The sequence below is a fragment of the Pseudomonas sp. TE12234 genome (assembly GCF_054061835.1).
In genome coordinates, this window is the sequence record NZ_JBSSEP010000015.1 from 23,038 (window position 1) to 40,206 (window position 17,169).

15 protein-coding genes and 4 tRNA genes are annotated in these 17,169 nt (G+C 56.4%); 14 read left to right on the top strand and 5 right to left on the bottom strand.

Annotated features, from left to right (window positions below; translation table 11 throughout):
- Positions 1-30 precede the first annotated feature (30 nt).
- Positions 31-201, bottom strand: coding sequence for a hypothetical protein (locus tag ACVWYU_RS21335; RefSeq protein WP_248915488.1), 171 nt, complete (start codon positions 199-201; stop codon positions 31-33).
- Positions 202-368: 167 nt separating this feature from the next.
- Here ACVWYU_RS21335 and ACVWYU_RS21340 point away from each other — a divergent pair, with 167 nt between their 5' ends.
- The 3 genes from ACVWYU_RS21340 (at position 369) to ACVWYU_RS21350 (ending at position 1,628) form a co-directional block, all read left to right on the top strand.
- A complete protein-coding gene (locus tag ACVWYU_RS21340; RefSeq protein ID WP_457373614.1) occupies positions 369-1,097 on the top strand; it encodes a peptidase C39 family protein in 729 nt (242 codons plus the stop codon).
- 90 nt (positions 1,098-1,187) lie between these two features.
- Positions 1,188-1,394 carry a DUF6021 family protein gene (locus ACVWYU_RS21345; RefSeq protein ID WP_090323745.1) on the top strand — a complete coding sequence of 69 codons (207 nt, stop codon included), beginning with the start codon at positions 1,188-1,190 and terminating at the stop codon, positions 1,392-1,394.
- Positions 1,395-1,412: 18 nt separating this feature from the next.
- Positions 1,413-1,628 (top strand): hypothetical protein, encoded by a 216-nt coding sequence (locus ACVWYU_RS21350; RefSeq protein ID WP_090323743.1) that lies wholly within the window; start codon positions 1,413-1,415, stop codon positions 1,626-1,628.
- Positions 1,629-1,685: 57 nt separating this feature from the next.
- On the opposite strand, the gene pbpG is transcribed toward ACVWYU_RS21350, so the two are convergent.
- Together pbpG and folD are read right to left on the bottom strand one after the other, a co-directional pair.
- Entirely contained in the window at positions 1,686-2,624 is a 939-nt protein-coding gene (gene pbpG, locus ACVWYU_RS21355) for a D-alanyl-D-alanine endopeptidase (protein WP_090323741.1), read from the bottom strand.
- A 236-nt stretch (positions 2,625-2,860) separates the two neighbouring features.
- Entirely contained in the window at positions 2,861-3,715 is an 855-nt protein-coding gene (gene folD, locus ACVWYU_RS21360; RefSeq protein WP_090323739.1) for a bifunctional methylenetetrahydrofolate dehydrogenase/methenyltetrahydrofolate cyclohydrolase FolD, read from the bottom strand.
- 275 nt (positions 3,716-3,990) lie between these two features.
- Between folD and ACVWYU_RS21365 the strand changes: the two genes are divergently transcribed.
- The 11 genes from ACVWYU_RS21365 to ACVWYU_RS21415 all read left to right on the top strand — a co-directional run bounded on the left by ACVWYU_RS21365 (position 3,991) and on the right by ACVWYU_RS21415 (position 14,541).
- A tRNA-Arg gene (locus tag ACVWYU_RS21365) sits at positions 3,991-4,067 on the top strand.
- A 32-nt stretch (positions 4,068-4,099) separates the two neighbouring features.
- Positions 4,100-4,175, top strand: a tRNA-His gene (locus ACVWYU_RS21370).
- A gap of 56 nt (positions 4,176-4,231) precedes the next feature.
- Positions 4,232-4,316, top strand: a tRNA-Leu gene (locus ACVWYU_RS21375).
- A 77-nt stretch (positions 4,317-4,393) separates the two neighbouring features.
- Positions 4,394-4,469 (top strand) — tRNA-His (locus tag ACVWYU_RS21380).
- A gap of 402 nt (positions 4,470-4,871) precedes the next feature.
- Positions 4,872-6,182: a trigger factor gene (tig, locus tag ACVWYU_RS21385; RefSeq protein ID WP_247256231.1), complete on the top strand. Its 1,311-nt coding sequence runs from the start codon at positions 4,872-4,874 to the stop codon at positions 6,180-6,182.
- A 93-nt stretch (positions 6,183-6,275) separates the two neighbouring features.
- The gene (clpP, locus tag ACVWYU_RS21390) at positions 6,276-6,911 is read left to right on the top strand and encodes an ATP-dependent Clp endopeptidase proteolytic subunit ClpP (protein WP_090323736.1); all 636 of its coding nucleotides are present in this window, start codon (positions 6,276-6,278) and stop codon (positions 6,909-6,911) included.
- Positions 6,912-7,023: 112 nt separating this feature from the next.
- Positions 7,024-8,307, top strand: coding sequence for an ATP-dependent Clp protease ATP-binding subunit ClpX (gene clpX / locus ACVWYU_RS21395; RefSeq protein WP_007946893.1), 1,284 nt, complete (start codon positions 7,024-7,026; stop codon positions 8,305-8,307).
- A 264-nt stretch (positions 8,308-8,571) separates the two neighbouring features.
- The gene (lon, locus tag ACVWYU_RS21400) at positions 8,572-10,968 is read left to right on the top strand and encodes an endopeptidase La (protein WP_090323734.1); all 2,397 of its coding nucleotides are present in this window, start codon (positions 8,572-8,574) and stop codon (positions 10,966-10,968) included.
- Positions 10,969-11,116: 148 nt separating this feature from the next.
- The gene (locus ACVWYU_RS21405; RefSeq protein WP_002552737.1) at positions 11,117-11,389 is read left to right on the top strand and encodes an HU family DNA-binding protein; all 273 of its coding nucleotides are present in this window, start codon (positions 11,117-11,119) and stop codon (positions 11,387-11,389) included.
- 233 nt (positions 11,390-11,622) lie between these two features.
- Complete coding sequence (locus ACVWYU_RS21410) at positions 11,623-13,494, top strand: SurA N-terminal domain-containing protein (protein WP_457373615.1); 1,872 nt, start codon at positions 11,623-11,625, stop codon at positions 13,492-13,494.
- Between the two features lie 204 nt (positions 13,495-13,698).
- Positions 13,699-14,541, top strand: coding sequence for a DUF2242 domain-containing protein (locus ACVWYU_RS21415; RefSeq protein ID WP_247256228.1), 843 nt, complete (start codon positions 13,699-13,701; stop codon positions 14,539-14,541).
- Positions 14,542-14,889: 348 nt separating this feature from the next.
- Here the strand turns inward: ACVWYU_RS21415 and ACVWYU_RS21420 are convergent, their stop codons facing one another.
- Both ACVWYU_RS21420 and ACVWYU_RS21425 read right to left on the bottom strand, forming a co-directional pair.
- Positions 14,890-15,930, bottom strand: coding sequence for an AraC family transcriptional regulator (locus tag ACVWYU_RS21420; protein WP_457373616.1), 1,041 nt, complete (start codon positions 15,928-15,930; stop codon positions 14,890-14,892).
- A 3-nt stretch (positions 15,931-15,933) separates the two neighbouring features.
- A complete protein-coding gene (locus tag ACVWYU_RS21425) occupies positions 15,934-17,064 on the bottom strand; it encodes a nitrilase-related carbon-nitrogen hydrolase (RefSeq protein WP_457373617.1) in 1,131 nt (376 codons plus the stop codon).
- Positions 17,065-17,169: the final 105 nt, after the last annotated feature.

Genomic DNA, 17,169 nt, shown 5'->3' on the forward strand with positions numbered 1-17,169 from the left:
GTTTTTGTTTGCAGGGCCCGAAGGCTTCGGTTAATGGGCCGTGGCGTGGTGCTCGGCGGATTTTTCGGCTTTGACCAAGGGCGTCGGTTGAACAGGGTGGTGATGGTGCCGACGCGTAATTCGCAGAACTCCCCAAAGCATGGCGGTGGCAACGGCCAGCCAGCTGGAAATCAACATCACGATTGTCATTGTCAGGCTCATCGATGCCTCCTCTTTGCCCTGCAGCGGGCACACACGACTTGCAAGTGACAGTCTAGACGCTGCGGTGTTTCAGGCTATTGATCGAAGGTCGACTGAGATCAACCAGTTCGCTCTATCAAGAGCGATCATCTACCGGTTAAGGCTATACCGCCGGCGCGTGGCGCCCTATGATCGACGGCCAAGCCGGGAATGCGATCGCCTGGCGTCTGACCAAGAGAGTGATGATGGTGCGGGTAATTTCTCGAATTCTATCGGCGGTACTGATTGTGGGGGCTGTGGCGGGTCTGGCTGGCTGTGCGGGCAGTGTGGCGCCGGAGATCAAGCGTCTGCCGGAGCGTGTCGAACTTAGAGGCCAGTTTTACAAGGGCGTGGCGAATCAAAGCGGGCCGCAGGTGCTGGCGAGCATGCTGTCCCAGCAGGGAGTCGTGATTACCCCTGGTTTGCTCGACAAGCCGCTGCATTTGCCGGGCGCCGAAGCGCAACTGCAACAGAACATGCAGAACCTGGCCCGTGAATACGGGATGATGGTCTATCCCCTCGACAGTAACCTGCCAGCCTTGTTGACCCAGGTTGCGGCCGGCTATCCGGTGATGGTGCGCTTCACTGAAGGCTCGGCGCTGTGGGCCGAGCCGCGTTATGCCATTCTCGCCGGGTACAACCGTCACAAGCAGACCGTGCTGCTGCGAGCAGGCATGAATCAGCGCACGTTGATGAGCTTCAGTTCATTTGAATCGGCGTTCAAGGATGCCGGTGGCTGGGCCGTGTTGATTCAGGCACCAACGCAGATACCGGCCAATGTCGATCAGCAGCGCTGGCTCAAGGCTGCCAACGAACTCGCGCAGGCCGGTCAGGAGCAGGCGGCCACCAAGGCGAAGAAAGCGTTGGGCGCACAGTAAGCCCGTTTGTCACCTCCATGGCACCCCTGCGCATTGCCAGCTTCTGATGATTAAGGCCCGGGTTTCTCGGGCCACGATCAGGAGGCGTTCATGGCACATTCCAATACCCCCGCCGGCCCGCATTCGTCTGAGCATTCGTCCGGCGATGAGCTGGCGTTCGACCCCGACTCCCCGGATCTCGCCGACCCTCAGGTCGATCCCATTGGTCCGGCCAAGGCGCCGCGGGATGTCAAGCCGGGCGATAATCCCAAGGCTCCGGCGAAGCCTTACGATCCACTGGGTGATCTGAAACCCTAGGTCACATTGGAGGTGTGTATGTCTACTGATTCTAGCTTTGACGATAAACGTCCGGAAAACGTCCCGACAACACCTGAGCAAGACGTGGATCCGGTGATGGATCCGGATAGCCCGATGCGCGATCCTCTGGCTCGTCCTGCGGTGGTGTCAACCGAACATCCGAAACCCTGGAGAGACCCGAGTACCGGCGACGGTATCCCGGATGACGACCAGATGCCGCTGCCCAATGATTAATGACAGATGAAAAAAAGCCCCGAATGATCGGGGCTTTTGCTTTGTGCTGTTGCGCCGTTATTTCGAGGCTTCAACCACGCCGCTTTGACGCTGTTTGAGGTTCTTTTCGGATTTGTATTGCAGGGCTACAGAAGGCACGTCTGTGCTGTGGCCGGTTTCGACCCAGTTACGGATACGAGTGGCATCGGCAAAGTGCGTGTATTTGCCGTAGGCATCGAGGATCACCAATGCAACCGGGCGGTTAGCCATATGGGTGACCAGGACCAGGCAGTGACCCGCTTGGTTGGTGAAACCGGTTTTGGTCAGTTCGATGTTCCAGTTCGGTTTGCCAATAAGGTGATCGGTGTTGTGGAAACCCAGGCTGTAGTTGGGTTTGCGGAACGACACGGTCTTTTCCTTGGTGGTACTCAGTTGCGTCAGCAGCGGGTACTTGTGCGCGGCCACCAACAGTTTGCTCAGGTCGCGGGCGGTGGACACGTTGCGTGGGGAGAGGCCGGTTGGCTCGACGAAATGGGTATTGGTCATGCCCAGCGCCCTGGCCTTGGCGTTCATCGCAGCAATGAACGCCGCATAGCCACCCGGATAGTGGTGCGCCAGGCTTGCGGCGGCTCGGTTTTCCGACGACATCAAGGCGATCAGCAGCATTTCCCGGCGCGGCATTTCGCTGTTGAGCTTGACCCGGGAGAACACACCTTTCATTTCCGGGGTGTCACTGATGTTGATGTTGATGTATTCGTCCATGTTCTGTCGGGCTTCAACGATCACCAGGCCGGTCATCAGTTTGCTCACGGAAGCGATGGGTACAACGACGTCGGGATTGCTGGCGTAAATGACTTTGTTGGACTGCAGATCCACCAGCAATGCACTGCCGGAAGCGATCTTCAGGTGCGATGTATCTCGAGGCGCTGCGGTGGTTTCGCCAGCGCTGGCGATTGGCGTGATGAAAGTCCCTGTAACTGCAAAAAATAGGCTCAGGATAGAAAGACGGATTTTCACGCTGGCAGACTCATAAAGTGTTGATAAGCCGTTTTGTAACGGGCTATTTCCTAAAAAGCGCGACATTCTGGAGTATGGCTGAATAACTGTCGATGGTTGTTCCGGGAAGACGTTAAAGTCATTTGAAACATGAAAAAAAAGTCATTTTCCGGCGGGTGGTCAGCTTTTTCCGAAGGCGAAAAAAACCCCGCCATGGGCGGGGTTCCTTGACTGGCTGGCAACGCCGGAAACAGGACTCAGCTGTGCAGGGTTTCAGCCGCGTACAGTGTGTTTTCCAGCAGGCATGCACGGGTCATCGGACCGACACCGCCCGGCACTGGAGTGATCCAGCTGGCACGGGGCAGGGCGGTTTCGTAGATCACGTCGCCGACCAGCTTGCCGTCTTCCTGACGGTTGATGCCGACGTCGATCACGATCGCGCCTTCCTTGATCCATTCACCTTTGACCAGGCCCGGTTTGCCGGCGGCCACCACGACCAGGTCGGCACGACCGATGTGACCGGCCAGGTCCTTGGTGAAGCGGTGGGTGACGGTCACGGTGCAGCCGGCCAGCAACAATTCCATCGCCATCGGGCGACCCACAATGTTGGAGGCACCGACAATTACCGCATCCATGCCATAGAGATCGGCACCGGTGCTTTCCAGCAATGTCATGATGCCTTTCGGGGTGCACGGGCGCAGCAGTGGAATGCGTTGGGCCAGGCGACCGACGTTATATGGGTGGAACCCGTCGACGTCCTTGTCCGGACGAATGCGTTCCAGCAACTTGGACGCGTCTAGGTGTTCTGGCAGAGGAAGCTGAAGCAGGACACCGTCGATTGCCGGATCGTCATTGAGTCGATCGATCAGATCGGTCAGCGCTTCTTGAGTGGTTTCGGAAGGCAGGTCATAGGCTTGGGAAAGAAAGCCGACCTCTTCACAGTCTTTACGCTTGTGCGAGACATAAACCTGAGAGGCAGGATCGCTGCCGACCAGGATCACCGCGAGGCCGGGCGTGCGCAGGCCTTGCTGGCGACGCTCATTGACCCGTTGGGCGATCTGCTGGCGCAGTCTGGCGGCGATCGATTTGCCGTCGATTAGTTGTGCAGTCATTGCGCGTGATTAACCATCGAGAGGGGAAAAAAAGAGAACGCATTCTCGCATGTCAGGAGGTGAGGGCAAAGGCGCTTGGTCTGCAAATTCCCCTAACTCCTTTAATTAAATGAATTTTTTTTAAAAAGGATTTGACGACCCTCGGGGGGCTCTATACTATTCGTCGCACTTGTCGGGCACAGCCTAGCACTGGTTAAGAAGGTCAAGCGGAATTACGGTTCTGCGAGACTCGAAAGCATTTAGTTTGTAGTCCTTCAAGGGTACAGATTAATAAGGCGCCCGTAGCTCAGCTGGATAGAGCATCCGCCTTCTAAGCGGATGGTCGCAGGTTCGAGTCCTGCCGGGTGCGCCATTAGGCAGCTTTGGCACAAGTAACGCAATATGGTGGGCGTAGCTCAGTTGGTAGAGCACGGGATTGTGACTCCCGTTGTCGTGGGTTCGATCCCCATCGTCCACCCCATATTTCGGAAGGCGCCAGATTAACAGTCTGGCGCCTTTGCTTTAACAGATTCACCTGCGGATGTGGTGGAATTGGTAGACACACTGGATTTAGGTTCCAGCGCCGCGAGGCGTAAGAGTTCGAGTCTCTTCATCCGCACCAAATAAAGCTTCACTCATGCCGATAGGCTTGGTTGGGGTCAGCAAGGAAGTCGTTTGGCTTCATTGTTACGCAATATGGTGGGCGTAGCTCAGTTGGTAGAGCACGGGATTGTGACTCCCGTTGTCGTGGGTTCGATCCCCATCGTCCACCCCATATTCCGAAAGGCGCCAGATTTAACAGTCTGGCGCCTTTTTTGTTTTAGTGGCATGAGTTTTCCGTGGCCGCAGGTTCTGGGTCGCAGGGGTAGGGCGTTTCGTCGTATTTATGTTTCTCGATGATGCTGCGCTGCCCGCCGGCCTTGTACGCAAGATCGGCTGTCAGGGAGATGATTGGCAGCCTCTTCTATATATAGAAGGGTTGGCGCAGAGCCCTGGCGTGATTGGCTGTATTTGCCACCGGGGCGAGGTGCATTCGTGCATTCGCACCTATAAATTGCCTGCTGCGTTTTTACCCGTTTTCAGTAGGGTGACTTCTTGAGTTTGACCCACTAGAATGCATGCCCTTGATTCTGGGGTCGGAAACGGCCGGCCAACGTCTGTGCAACGAGGAATATCCATGCAAGTTTCTGTTGAAAATACTTCTGCTCTTGAGCGCCGCATGAGCATCACCGTGCCGGCTGAGCGCATCGAGACTCAGGTCAACAAGCGTCTGCAGCAGACTGCCCAAAAGGCCAAGATTGCTGGCTTCCGTCCAGGCAAAGTGCCAATGAGCGAAATCAAGCGTCGCTTCGGCGCTGAAGCTCGCCAGGAAGCTGTAGGCGACGTGATCCAGTCCTCCTTCTACGAAGCTGTGGTTGAGCAGAAGCTGAACCCGGCTGGTTCGCCTTCGATCGAGCCTAAGTCGCTCGAAGCTGGCAAGGACCTGGAATACGTTGCTGTTTTCGAAGTGTTCCCTGAGTTCACCGTTGCCGGTTTCGAAGGTATCACCGTAGAGCGTCTGAGCGCTGACGTGGCTGATGCCGATCTGGACAAAATGCTGGACATCCTGCGCAAGCAGAACACCCGTTTCGAAGTGGCCGATCGCGCTGCTCAAAACGAAGACCAACTGAACATCGATTTCGTCGGCAAGGTCGACGGTGAAGTGTTCGCCGGTGGTTCCGCCAAGGGGACTCAGCTGGTTCTGGGTTCCGGCCGCATGATCCCGGGTTTCGAAGAAGGTCTGGTTGGTGCTAAGGCTGGCGAAGAACGCGTTCTGAACCTGACCTTCCCAGAGGACTATCAGAACCTGGACCTGGCTGGCAAAACTGCCGAGTTCACCGTTACTGTAAACAGCGTTTCCGAGCCAAAACTGCCAGAACTGAACGAAGAATTCTTCGCTCAATTCGGTATCAAGGAAACCGGTCTGGAAGGCTTCCGCACCGAAGTTCGCAAGAACATGGAGCGTGAACTGCGTCAGGCGATCAAGTCCAAGGTCAAGAATCAGGTAATGGACGGTCTGCTGGCCACCAACCCGATCGAAGTGCCTAAGGCTCTGCTGTCCAACGAAGTTGACCGTCTGCGCGTGCAGGCTGTTCAGCAGTTCGGTGGCAATATCAAGCCTGATCAACTGCCGGCCGAGCTGTTCGAAGAGCAAGCCAAGCGCCGTGTTGTGCTGGGTCTGATCGTGGCTGAAGTGGTCAAGCAATTCGACCTCAAGCCTGACGAAGCCCGCGTTCGCGAAATGATTCAGGAAATGGCCTCTGCCTACCAGGAGCCTGAACAAGTTGTGTCTTGGTACTACAAAAATGACCAGCAATTGAACGAAGTTCGTTCGGTTGTGCTGGAAGAGCAAGTTGTGGATACTGTTCTGCAGAAAGCTAGCGTGACCGACAAATCGGTCTCTTACGAAGAAGCGGTCAAGCCGGTAGAAGCTCCAAAAGCCGACTGATCGTTTTTGCGGTAAGAAGTACACACCATAAGCCAGCCTTCGTGCTGGCTTATGCGTATTCAAGACATAACTATTTGGGAGTGACTGCAGAGCATGTTCCGTAATTCGTATATTCAGCAGAACTCTGATATCCAGGCCGCAGGCGGTCTGGTCCCGATGGTTGTCGAGCAGTCCGCTCGTGGCGAGCGCGCCTACGACATTTACTCGCGTCTGCTCAAGGAACGAGTAATCTTTCTGGTTGGCCCGGTAGAGGACTACATGGCCAACCTGATCTGTGCGCAACTGCTTTTCCTTGAAGCGGAAAACCCGGACAAGGACATCCATCTCTATATCAACTCCCCGGGCGGTTCGGTGACGGCGGGTATGTCGATCTATGACACCATGCAGTTCATCAAACCCAACGTTTCGACCACCTGTATCGGTCAAGCGTGCAGCATGGGCGCGTTTCTTTTGACGGCGGGTGCCCCTGGCAAGCGTTACTGCCTGCCGAACTCGCGCGTGATGATTCACCAGCCGCTGGGCGGTTTCCAGGGCCAGGCCTCGGATATCGAAATCCATGCCAAGGAAATCCTCTTCATCCGTGAGCGTCTGAACACGCTGATGGCCAAGCATAGCGGTCGCACACTTGAAGAAATCGAGCGCGATACAAACCGCGACAATTTCATGAGTGCGGAAGCGGCGCGTGAATACGGGTTGATCGATGAAGTGATCAACCAGCGCCCCGCTTAAAATAAGCAGCTCAAAATAGGGGTGGTCGGCGGGTCCGATCACCAGCGGGCTTGAAAAAGCCCGCAATAGCCTTCATCTTGTGTTGCAAGCCTATCGGATTTGGATCGAACGAATGACTGACACCCGCAACGGCGAGGACAACGGCAAGCTGCTCTATTGCTCCTTCTGTGGCAAAAGCCAGCATGAAGTACGCAAATTGATTGCCGGCCCCTCGGTCTTTATCTGCGACGAGTGCGTCGACCTGTGCAATGACATCATCCGCGAGGAGGTGCAGGAAGCACAGGCCGAAAGCAGCGCGCATAAATTGCCTTCGCCTAAAGAAATCAGCGGCATCCTTGATCAATACGTGATTGGTCAGGAGCGTGCGAAAAAGGTTCTGGCCGTAGCGGTGTACAACCACTACAAGCGCCTGAACCAGCGTGACAAGAAGAATGACGACGTCGAACTCGGCAAGAGCAACATCTTGCTGATCGGCCCGACAGGCTCGGGTAAAACCCTGCTTGCCGAAACTCTGGCCCGTTTGCTGAACGTTCCGTTCACCATCGCCGACGCAACCACCCTCACCGAGGCGGGTTATGTGGGTGAAGATGTCGAGAACATCATTCAGAAGCTGCTGCAGAAGTGTGATTACGATGTGGAAAAAGCCCAGATGGGCATCGTCTATATCGATGAAATCGACAAGATTTCGCGCAAGTCTGACAACCCGTCGATCACCCGGGACGTTTCCGGTGAGGGCGTGCAGCAGGCCTTGCTCAAGTTGATCGAAGGCACGGTCGCTTCCGTTCCGCCTCAGGGTGGTCGCAAGCATCCGCAGCAGGAATTCCTTCAGGTCGACACCCGTAACATCCTGTTCATCTGTGGTGGTGCATTCTCCGGGCTGGAAAAGGTTATTCAAAACCGTTCCACCAAGGGCGGCATCGGTTTCAACGCAGAAGTGCGCAGCAAGGAAGAAGGCAAGAAAGTCGGTGAATCCCTGCGTGAGGTCGAACCTGACGATTTGGTCAAGTTTGGATTGATCCCGGAATTCGTGGGTCGTCTGCCGGTACTTGCCACACTGGATGAGCTCGATGAGGCGGCTTTGATGCAGATCCTCACCGAGCCGAAAAATGCTCTGACCAAGCAGTATGCCAAGCTGTTCGAGATGGAAGGCGTGGACCTTGAATTCCGTGCCGATGCTCTGAAATCGGTCGCGAAACGCGCGCTGGAAAGAAAGACCGGTGCTCGTGGTCTGCGTTCGATTCTCGAAGGTGTATTGCTCGACACTATGTACGAAATCCCCTCGCAGTCCGAGGTGAGTAAAGTAGTGATCGATGAAAGCGTTATAGAAGGCAAGTCCAAGCCACTGTATATCTACGAAAACAGTGAGCCTGCTGCCAAGGCCGCGCCAGACGCTTAAGCGTCACGCAGCTGGAACAAAGAAGGGGCCTTCGGGCCCCTTTGCTTTTGTGGGACCGGTCAGTGCAGGCGTTGGCTTGCCAGTGCACGCGGGATGACACCCGACCTGAGTTTTCGATGTATCCTGACCCACAGGCGCTGCCGTAGGCAGCGATCGTTCAAGTCGCTCTTTTATCCGCTTGTTTTTTTCCAAACCAGCCCCCATCTTGGTTTCAAGCTTACTTCCATCTGTTTACGGCCTTATGGCCGCCATAGAGGCGAAATCATGAAGACAACCATCGAATTGCCTCTCTTGCCATTGCGTGATGTCGTGGTTTATCCGCACATGGTTATCCCGCTGTTCGTGGGGCGCGAGAAATCCATCGAAGCCCTTGAGGCTGCGATGTCGGGCGACAAGCAGATCCTTCTGCTGGCCCAGAGAAACCCTGCTGACGACGATCCCGGTGAAGATGCACTTTATCGCGTTGGTACGATTGCGACCGTTCTGCAGCTGCTGAAGCTGCCTGACGGTACGGTCAAGGTTTTGGTCGAGGGCGAGCAGCGAGGCGCAGTGGAGCGCTTCAGCGAAGTCGACGGCCATTGCCGCGCCGAAGTCTCCTTGATCGATGAAGTTGAAGCACCCGAGCGCGAGTCGGAAGTGTTCGTGCGCAGCCTGCTGTCACAGTTCGAGCAATATGTGCAGTTGGGCAAGAAAGTCCCTGCTGAAGTCCTGTCGTCGCTCAACAGCATCGATGAACCTGGGCGCCTGGTCGACACCATGGCCGCGCACATGGCATTGAAGATCGAGCAGAAGCAGGAAATTCTCGAAATCATTGATTTGTCGGCCCGGGTCGAGCACGTTCTGGCCCTGCTGGATGCCGAGATCGATCTGCTGCAAGTCGAAAAACGCATACGCGGTCGCGTTAAAAAGCAAATGGAGCGCAGTCAGCGCGAGTACTACCTGAATGAGCAGATGAAGGCCATTCAGAAAGAGCTCGGCGACAGCGACGAAGGCCACAACGAAGTCGAGGAGCTGAAAAAGCGTATCGACGCCGCTGGTCTGCCGAAGGATGCGCTGGCCAAGGCTACGGCCGAACTGAACAAGCTCAAGCAAATGTCGCCGATGTCCGCGGAAGCGACCGTGGTGCGTTCTTATATCGACTGGCTGGTTCAGGTGCCGTGGAAGGCTCAGAGCAAAGTGCGTCTGGATCTGGCGCGCGCCGAAGACATTCTTGATGCCGATCACTATGGTCTGGAAGAAGTCAAAGAGCGGATTCTCGAATATCTCGCCGTACAAAAGCGCGTGAAGAAAATTCGTGGTCCCGTGTTGTGCCTGGTAGGTCCTCCTGGGGTGGGTAAAACCTCTCTGGCGGAGTCGATTGCACACGCCACCAACCGCAAATTCGTGCGCATGGCCCTCGGCGGTGTGCGTGATGAAGCTGAAATTCGTGGTCATCGCCGTACTTACATCGGTTCGATGCCAGGAAGATTGATTCAAAAGATGACAAAAGTGGGTGTCCGCAACCCGTTGTTCCTGCTCGATGAAATCGACAAGATGGGCAGCGATATGCGTGGTGACCCGGCGTCGGCGTTGCTGGAAGTGCTCGATCCCGAGCAGAACCACAATTTCAACGATCACTATCTGGAAGTCGATTACGACCTGTCCGACGTGATGTTCCTGTGCACTTCGAACTCCATGAACATTCCACCGGCACTGCTGGATCGGATGGAGGTGATTCGTCTGCCGGGCTACACCGAAGACGAGAAGATCAACATCGCCGTCAAATACCTTTCGCCGAAGCAGATTGCGGCTAACGGCTTGAAGAAAGGCGAGCTGGAATTCGACGCCGAAGCGATTCGCGACATCATCCGTTATTACACTCGCGAAGCCGGTGTGCGGGGGCTGGAGCGCCAGATTGCCAAGGTTTGCCGTAAGGCGGTCAAAGAGCATGCTCTGGAAAAACGCTTCTCGGTGAAGGTCACCGCAGACATGCTGGAGCACTTCCTGGGCGTGCGTAAATTCCGCTACGGCCTGGCTGAACAACAGGACCAGATCGGACAAGTCACCGGGTTGGCGTGGACTCAGGTGGGCGGTGAATTGCTGACTATCGAAGCTGCCGTCGTACCGGGTAAAGGCCAGTTGATCAAGACCGGTTCGCTGGGTGACGTGATGGTCGAGTCGATCACCGCTGCCTTGACCGTCGTCCGTAGCCGCGCGAAGAGCCTGGGGATTCCCCTGGACTTCCACGAGAAGCGTGACACGCACATCCACATGCCGGAAGGGGCGACCCCCAAGGACGGCCCAAGTGCCGGTGTGGGCATGTGCACGGCGCTGGTTTCTGCATTGACCGGTATTCCTGTGCGCGCGGACGTCGCCATGACCGGTGAAATTACATTGCGTGGTCAGGTACTGGCGATCGGTGGTTTGAAAGAAAAACTGTTGGCTGCTCACCGTGGCGGGATCAAGACCGTGATCATTCCTGAAGAGAATGTGCGCGATCTGAAGGAAATTCCTGACAATATCAAGCAAGATCTACAGATTAAACCGGTTAAATGGATTGACGAGGTCCTGCAAATTGCGCTGCAATACGCGCCGGAGCCCTTGCCGGATGTGGCTCCGGAGATAGTCGCGAAGGATGAAAAACGCGAGTCCGATTCCAAGGAAAGAATTAGCACGCATTAGTACGTATTTGCCTGGGGGGCTTCCTTGACAGCTTTTTAGAGCCCTTGTTATAAAGCGGCTCTTAAGTGTCTGTAGGCCATTCAGCACTCGTTTTTGCTTTCACCAAAAAACTTAGAATCATACTCAAATAGATATAAGGGGACTTAGAGTGAACAAGTCGGAACTGATTGATGCTATCGCTGCATCCGCTGATATCCCGAAAGCTGCTGCTGGCCGTGCGCTGGATGCTGTAATCGAATCCGTCACTGGCGCTCTCAAGGCTGGCGACTCTGTTGTTCTGGTAGGTTTCGGTACTTTCTCCGTAACCGATCGTCCAGCTCGCATTGGTCGTAACCCACAGACCGGTAAGACTCTGGAAATCGCAGCAGCCAAAAAACCAGGTTTCAAAGCCGGTAAAGCTCTGAAAGAAGCTGTCAACTAAGTTCGATTCAGGTTTTTGCCTATCCGGGTCGGGGTCATGCCTGACCTGGCAGCGGAGCGGTAGTCCAGTCGGCGAGATGCCGGTCCGTGACGCCGAGGCTCGCAAGTTCGAGTCATCGGTCCGCTCCGCCAGTTACGAGAAGGCGCATCCTCGGATGCGCCTTTCTTCTATCCGGATTCTACCCACGCTCCACGGTTGCCTAATTTTGAAGTTCAACCGTTTATGGGGGACGCATGCTGCAGAATATCAGGGACAATTCACAAGGCTGGATTGCCAAGACCATTATCGGAGTCATCGTTGCATTGATGGCTTTGACCGGTTTCGACGCCATTTTCAAGGCCACGACGCACAACAATGAAGCGGCGAAGGTCAACGGCGAACAAATCAGCCAAAACGAGCTGAGCCAGGCGGTCGATATGCAACGCCGTCAACTCATGCAACAACTGGGCAAGGATTTCGATGCTTCCTTGCTAGATGAAAAAATGCTGCGTGAATCAGCGCTCAAGGGCTTGATTGACCGCAAACTGTTGCTGCAAGGCGCAGAAAGTTCAAAATTCGCCTTTTCCGAAGCAGCATTGGACCAGGTCATCCTGCAAACCCCTGAATTCCAGGTGGATGGCAAATTCAGTTCTGAGCGTTTTGATCAGGTCATTCGCCAGCTCGGTTACAGCCGTCTGCAATTCCGCCAGATGCTGGCTCAGGAAATGCTGATCGGTCAGTTGCGCGCCGGTGTGGCGGGCAGTGGTTTTGTCACCGATGCACAGGTCATGGCTTTCGCCCGTCTGGAAAAACAGACCCGCGATTTCGCTTCCCTGAACATCAAGGCTGACCCAGCGGCCGTGAAGCTGACTGACGATGAAGTCAAAGCCTATTACGACGAACACGCCAAGGAATTCATGACGCCAGATCAGGTAGTCATCGATTACCTCGAATTGAAGAAGGCTTCCTTCTTTGATCAGGTCAGCGTCAAAGACGAAGATCTGCAGGCGGCGTATCAGAAAGAAACCGCGAACCTGTCCGAGCAACGTCGGGCTGCGCACATTCTGATCGAAGTGAACGACAAGACTACCGAGGCGCAAGCCAAGGCCAAGATCGAAGAGATCCAGGCCCGTCTGGCCAAAGGCGAAAAATTCGAGGCGCTGGCCAAAGAGTTTTCCCAGGATCCTGGCTCGGCAAGCAATGGCGGTGATCTTGGCTATGCAGGTCCGGGTGTCTATGATCCAGCGTTCGAAAAAGCGCTGTACTCGCTGACCAAGGATCAGGTTTCCGCGCCGGTTCGCACCGACTACGGTTTCCACCTGATCAAGCTGTTGGGTGTGGAAGCACCTGAAGTGCCGACATTCGCCAGCCTGAAAGACAAGCTGACTCGCGAACTGAAAGCCCAGCAGGTCGAACAACGTTTCGTGGAGGCGAGCAAGCAACTGGAAGACTCTTCGTTCGAGGCGTCCGATCTGGCTCAGCCGGCGCAGGACCTGAAACTGACCGTTCACACCTCCAAGCCGTTTGGTCGTGAAGGTGGCGAGGGTGTTGCAGCCAACCGTGCCGTGGTGACCGCAGCGTTCAGCCCTGAAGTGCTGGACGAAGGAGCCAACAGCACCGCCATCGAGCTTGATCCTGAAACCGTGATCGTATTGCGCGCCAAGGAGCACTTGAAGCCTGCACAGCTGCCGCTGGAAAGCGTAGCTGGCCCGATCCGCGCGCAATTGGCCAAGGAGCATGCCAGTGCTGCCGCCAAGACCAAGGCTGAAGAGCTGATCGCCAGCCTGCGCGATGGCAAGACGCCACTGGACAAGGCGATCGACGGTCAGAACTGGAAAGTCACAGCCGCCGCGACTCGGGCTCAGGAAGGGGTTGACCCAGCCGTATTGCAAGCGCTGTTCCGTATGCCGAAGCCTGTCGCGAAAGACAAGCCGACCTTCAGTAGCGTGACCTTGCCTGATGGCAGCCTGATGATCGTGCGCCTGAACAGTGTGAACGAAGCCGCAACGCCGACCGAAGAAGAGAAGGCTCAATACCGTCGCTTCCTCGCTTCGCGCGTTGGCCAGCAAGACTTTGCGGCGTACCGCAAGCAGCTGGAAAGCGAGGCGGACATCAAGCGTTTCTGATGCCTGACTGAGTTTTTCTACTCATCAAGAACCCCGGCCGAAAGGTCGGGGTTTTTTGTTTGGGCAATTGTCATCAATCTTCCGGGATCTTTTGCCTAATATCGGGATCAACGGACCTGTATCTGTTTTAAGACACAATCGTTGCGCCGCTAAGCAACGATCTGTTGCACAATACGCCCCGAACCGATTTCCTCAGGATGTTCAATGTTTAAATCATTTCCCATGCGTGTTGCCGGGCTGGCGCTGGTGCTGGCCGCTGCGGCCGGGTGCTCGTCGAAGAAAGCCGCCATCTATGAGCATGAGAACTTCTCCGACTCCGGTACGTTTTCCCGTAACTATCCGGTGACAGATGCGCAATCCTGTGAAGCCGCCCGTCGGGCATTGCTTAGCCAGGGCTACATCATCACCAGCAGTGATCCGAAACTGGTCAGTGGCCACAAGAGCTTCCAGCAGACCGGTGAGACCCATATGGAGATCAGCTTCAGTGTGGTTTGCGCCGATGATGGCAGCGAAGGACACCATGCGACCATGTTCGCCAATGCCCTGCAGGACCGCTATGCATTGAAGAAGACCAACAACTCCGCCAGCCTCGGCGTCGGCGTCTTGGGCTCGGTGTCGATGCCAATAGGCTCGTCGGACGATTCGATGGTGAAGGTTGCCAGTGAGACCGTCTCGTCCGCCAAGTTCTATGAACGATTCTTCACCCTGGTCGAGCTGTTCCTGCCGCCAGAAGCCAAGAAGGCTGCGCACATCACCGAAAAACCGAAAACCGATCTGGGTGTGCCTGAAGCCAAGGCTGCTCCGGCTCCGTTAGCGGCAACCCCGGCTCCGGCAGCAGAACCGGCACCCGCAGCGACTCCGGCTCCTGTCGAAGCTACGCCAGCGGTCTCTGAACCGGTTGCGCCACCGCCTGAGGCGGCGCCTATCACGGCAGCTCAGAGCGAAGCGCCGGCAGCATCCACGGAAACCATCACGCCACCGACCCCTCCAAGTGACATGCCGCCGCCGACCGAGCCGATCCCGGCAATGCCAGTCACCGGCCAGTGATGGGCAACAGCGTTGCGGGATCGGAAACAGGCAAGCCGCTCCCGTAACGTCGCCAGACTTGACCCACGTCAACCCAGGCTGCCGTTTTGCAGCCTGCCTCAAAAAAAACGCTGATAAATTCCTGACCGCCTGCTACGTTTTATCCTACAGCGACGGAGTGTCGTGGCCGCGTCATTTTTCTTTCATGCGCGGACTTTATGCTCGGTTTGCTGGTCATTTGATCAGACGTTTTTTCAATGAGCCGGGGGAGACTGGACAATGGACGATTATCAGGAAGAGCTGCTCGAGTATCAGGCGTTTGAACTGGATCCACTGGAACCGGCCGAAGACGCTACCGAGCTGTAAGCGTCAGGCGGACTGGCGATGGCTGCGGCGAAATTCGCCGGGCGTCTGCCCGTTCCAGCGTTTGAAGGCGCGTTGAAAGGCTTCGGCTGAGGCAAAGCCGAGCAGGTAGGCGATTTCACCGAACGCCAGTTCGGTATCGCGTATGTAAGTCATGGCCAGATCGCGACGTGTGTCGTTGAGGATTGCGCGAAATTGCGTGCCTTCCTCGGCGAGTTTGCGACGCAAGGTCCAGGTAGGCAGCTTCAGGCGTGCCGCCACTTCTTCCAGGTCGGGTTCCCGACCACCATTGAGCAAAGGCCCCAGCAGCTGAGTGATGCGTTCACGCAGGCTGCGGGTGCGTGTCAGTTGCTCCAGTTCCCGCTCACACAGTTGCAGCAAGTGCCGCCACGTACTTGGGCAATGTTCGGGATTACGCTGGGCAAGGCTCGCCAGGTTCAGGCGCAACTGATTGTGTTCACAGCCGAACTGGATCGGACAGTCGCCCAGCACTTCATAGTCCGCGCGATAGTCGGGCGCTTCGAACTCGATCTCGATGCGTTCGGCGCGCAGCGGGGCAGGGCTTACGCTGGATAATTGCTGTAACCATCCGGCGATGATCGAATCCACCACGAAGCGGTTATAGGTGTTGTAAGGGCTGATGGAATAGAACCGCAGCCAGGCACCCTGAACGTCTTCGTGGAAGCTCGACTGCCCGCGATAGTTGGAACCATACAAGGCTTCAAAACGAATCAGACAACGTGCCGCTTCGCGTACTGTCGGCGCCTGGGCGGCGGTGACTCCGGCGAGACCGGCCTGACTCAGGCGACTGAGCTGGCCCATGCGCAAGCCGAGCGCCGGGTCATCGGTCAGTTGGATGGCACTGTGGCCCAATCGCATGTAACGGGGGATCGAAAGCCGCGCACCCGCTTCGCCGAGACGAGCGGCATCGAGGCCGTATTGGTCGAGCAGAGGTTGCGGATCTACACCGTGGCTGCGCACCGCGTCGGCCAGGCTGTGAACAAAGCCCACCGACAGATCGCCCAGACGCATCGGAAGCGGTTTCATGCGCTACAACCAGAGGTTCAGCAGGCGTGCACCATGCGCGTTGGCGTTGATGAACTGCTGACCGTTGCTGCTGATGAAGCTTTGTCCGCCGCTGCCCTGATCCCAGAATTGCCCGCGCAGAAACACGCTGACGCCAGCCGTGGCCTGACTGGCCGGTGCCTGGGTAGTCAGGGTCAGGCGCTGCCAGGCCTGACCTTCGCTGAGCTCTCCTGGCTTGAGATTGACCGAGACCGGTGTCGACGAGCCCCGGTATCCCCGCCACGGCTGATCCCAGGTGCCACGCCCTGCCACAAAGGCTGGAACCGCTACCAGTTGCACGCTCTGATCATCGAGCTTGCGATAGTTTTCCGGATACCAGCTGTCGCGACCGATCAGCACACCCAGGCGTCCGGCCGGCGTATCGAAAGCATTGAGCGAATGTTCGCCGTTGGCCTTGATTTCGTCCTTATCGGCAAACACCGAATGTATCTGGCGCTGCGGTTGTCCGATCGGCAGGCCATCGCGGCCAAACACGACGCTGCTGTTGTAAAGCGCACCGTGGCCGATTTTCAGGGTGCCGTCGATGACACTCGGCTCGGGCAATACAATGGAGCCTGCCACCAGTGCCACGTGGAATTCCTTGGCCAGCCCGCCAAACAGCGCCTGGTAATCCTTGGCCATGGCTTTGGCTTTCATGCGCAGGTGAGCATCGTCCAGGCGGTTGCCGCCCTGGGCGCTGATCAACGCACGGACGAACTTCAAGGGGTTGCTCACGGCCAGCCAGTTCATGGCTTCCTTCAGTGTGGTGGCCTGGTACAACTCATCCTTCTCGCCGCTGACCATCAGCCAGGTGCCGACATGCTCCGGCAGGACCACGATGGTTTTCTCATTGAGCAGTCCCTGGTCCTTGGCTTTCTGCAAGTAGGCCGCGAGTTTGCGGTGCAGGCGTTCAGGGCTCTGGTAGTCGGTAGGAAACAGTTCAGGCTGGATGCCCAACAGATTGCCGCGATCGGCAGGTACGCCCTGATCGACGGCAAGGTTGATGCGCAAGTCCGAAAGGTAATGACCCACCGGGCGATCCGCAGCCCACATGGCGTAGGTCGTCAGGACGGCAATCAGCGCCATGGAGAGGGTCAGGTACAAAAGTTTGCGCATGGGGAAGCACAACGGCCGTGAGCAGGATTCGATGACTAGGGTATGGCCCATGTCGGCGATTGCCAAGGGGTGCTGTGCATTTGGATCAATAAGTTGTCAGTTTCG